Raw genomic sequence first — 2,208 nt, forward strand, 5'->3', positions numbered from 1 at the left:
CTTGCGATGGGAGCGCTACTGGTAGTTGGACTCATCACAGTGGTAGCTCGGCTTCTGCTCGACGTGGCCCAAGCCGCCCTTGACCCGAGATACCTCAGCTCGGTAGCCCGAAGATGAATCCCCGCTCACAGAACGAACTCCGGTGGTGGAGCGATAGCTTTACGAGGCTCGGGCTAGTCATCGTCGGCCTCTTTGTCCTCATGGCGATTCTCCAACCACTGCTACTGGGATCGGTATGGCCATCGGGGGTGTACGACCCAAATACGGGATTCGATTCCGAACTCCTCCACCCCTCAGCCCCCACCGCGGCTCACCTCCTGGGCACCGATCCGCTCGGACGCGACGTAGTTTCAATGATCATGGAAGGGTCGAAGCCGGCGCTACTAGTCTCGACGACCGCGGCGTTTTCGAGTTTCGTCTCTGCCCTCGCGATAGCCGGTCTGGCAGTTGGAAGGCGGCCCAGCCGATGGACGGCGTGGTTGGCGTCCAATGTGGCACTGATGCTTCCCGCACCAATCGTCATGGCCATTCTCGGTGTCAGCGTCCTCGGGGATTTGTTCACCGCGCCAGTCTTCGGCCTATTTTTTGGGCTGCTTACCGGCATGTCGACCGCAGGCCTGGTACTCGGTAGCCGGGCCGCCACGGTTGCCGCGTCCGGTTTCATGGACTCAGCCGAACTCGCAGGTGCCCGACCCTCGAGACAGTTTCGCACAGAGATCGTGCCACATCTAGTTCCTCTGGCATTCGTATACGCAGCATTATCTGCCTCAGCTGCGCTCATCACCGACGGGTTCCTCGGGTTCCTCGGACTTGTCGAGAATCGATACAGCTGGGGAATCATCGTCGACTTCGCCCTCTCGTTCCGCAACATCAGCGGCACCATCCCATGGCTAGTCCTCAATGCGGCCTCCGGCGCCCTCTCCCTACTGGCACTCGGACTGTTCCTCATCGCCGCAGGCGTCCGACGCTGGGAAGCCCTCAAATACCGGGAGAGTCCACGATGAGGGGCTGAAACGAAGAAGACAAGCGCTCACCGCAGGGTGAAATCAGAACCCCCATGCCGGGTCGTAGGGTTCTTTCGATGTTTGTGTCCACCGATTTGGGTGGTTGTGCGAGTTACTGGTTATGGAGTTGGAGAGGGCAGTCTTGTCGTCGGATAGTGGTGGTGTTCCCATGTTCCATACGCCTGCGTCGCATGCCTTGACGAGTCGGTCCCGCCAGATTCCCACCACGACGTCGCCCGAGCCATGGCCGAAGAGTTCATCACAGCAGATCTCTCCCTATCAGCCCGATCAGAAGGTTCGAAGCCGCCCTCGGTTGGAGAGGGAGCACAAGCATTGTGGCTCATGGCCGTCAACACCTGTCGAGACCGCTTTCCAGCCTCAGCAATCGAAGCCGGTCCACCACAACCCTGAACCTAGGCACCGCCACGAATAGTCCCCTCGACCGACGACCTCCGAGCCACCCTGGAACCGGCAGATCGACCGCAAGGAACGGAGCGGCGTCACCCACGGCGGGTGTTCCCGACGAAGCTAGGAGGTAGCCACGTAGTGCCGACCTCGGACTCTTGGCGTGACGTGCGTTCTCGCCCCGTATCTGGCGATCTGCCCTAGCCCTCAGGTCCTCGCCCAGCGATCGGGGCGATGAGCATGTCGATCGGAGAAACCGGTCGGGATCTTGCTGCCGACCAGCGTCAGGTTCAGTAAACGATGAGTCGTTTCTCAAGTACGTGGCTTCCGAGCTTGATCAGGTTGGAGGCGAGCTGGGCGAAACCGGCACTGTCCTCGTCGGCGAACTCGACATCTTCAACGGAGGTTGGCACCCCGTGGAGGTGTTCTTCTTGGAGTATCAGTACATCCCAACCGAGTTCCCGACCAGTACGGGCGCAATCGTCAGGACCACATGAGCGGTCACGCTCAGTAGCAAACCCGCAGGCCCGTCCGAGCGTTCGTGGGTGCCGCTCGGCGCTGTTCGACAACGAGCTCGTTCTCGTCCGAAATCGGGTGATCGGTGCGGTGTCCGGGTCCGTGCGTCTTGGGCCGATGACGCCGAAAAACCAACGCCCGGCCCGTTGGATCGAGACGATCGACACCTCGAGGCTTGGCTCATTAGTAACAACCGGGCGGTTGGTAACCGGACGGGGCGGGTAGGAACCGCATCCCGAGTCCCAGGCTGCCCTGGAAGATCGCCGAACCGTCCGACAACAGC

The 2,208-nt window shown here is 61.0% G+C and carries 1 protein-coding gene; it reads left to right on the plus strand.

Annotated features, from left to right (window positions below; genetic code table 11):
• The first annotated feature begins 113 nt into the window (after positions 1 to 113).
• Positions 114 to 1,004: a hypothetical protein gene (locus JJE47_03590; protein ID MBK5266492.1), complete on the plus strand. Its 891-nt coding sequence runs from the start codon at positions 114 to 116 to the stop codon at positions 1,002 to 1,004.
• Positions 1,005 to 2,208 lie beyond the last annotated feature (1,204 nt).

Source organism: Acidimicrobiia bacterium (assembly GCA_016650365.1).
In the GTDB taxonomy this organism is placed as follows: domain Bacteria; phylum Actinomycetota; class Acidimicrobiia; order Spongiisociales; family JAENVV01; genus JAENVV01.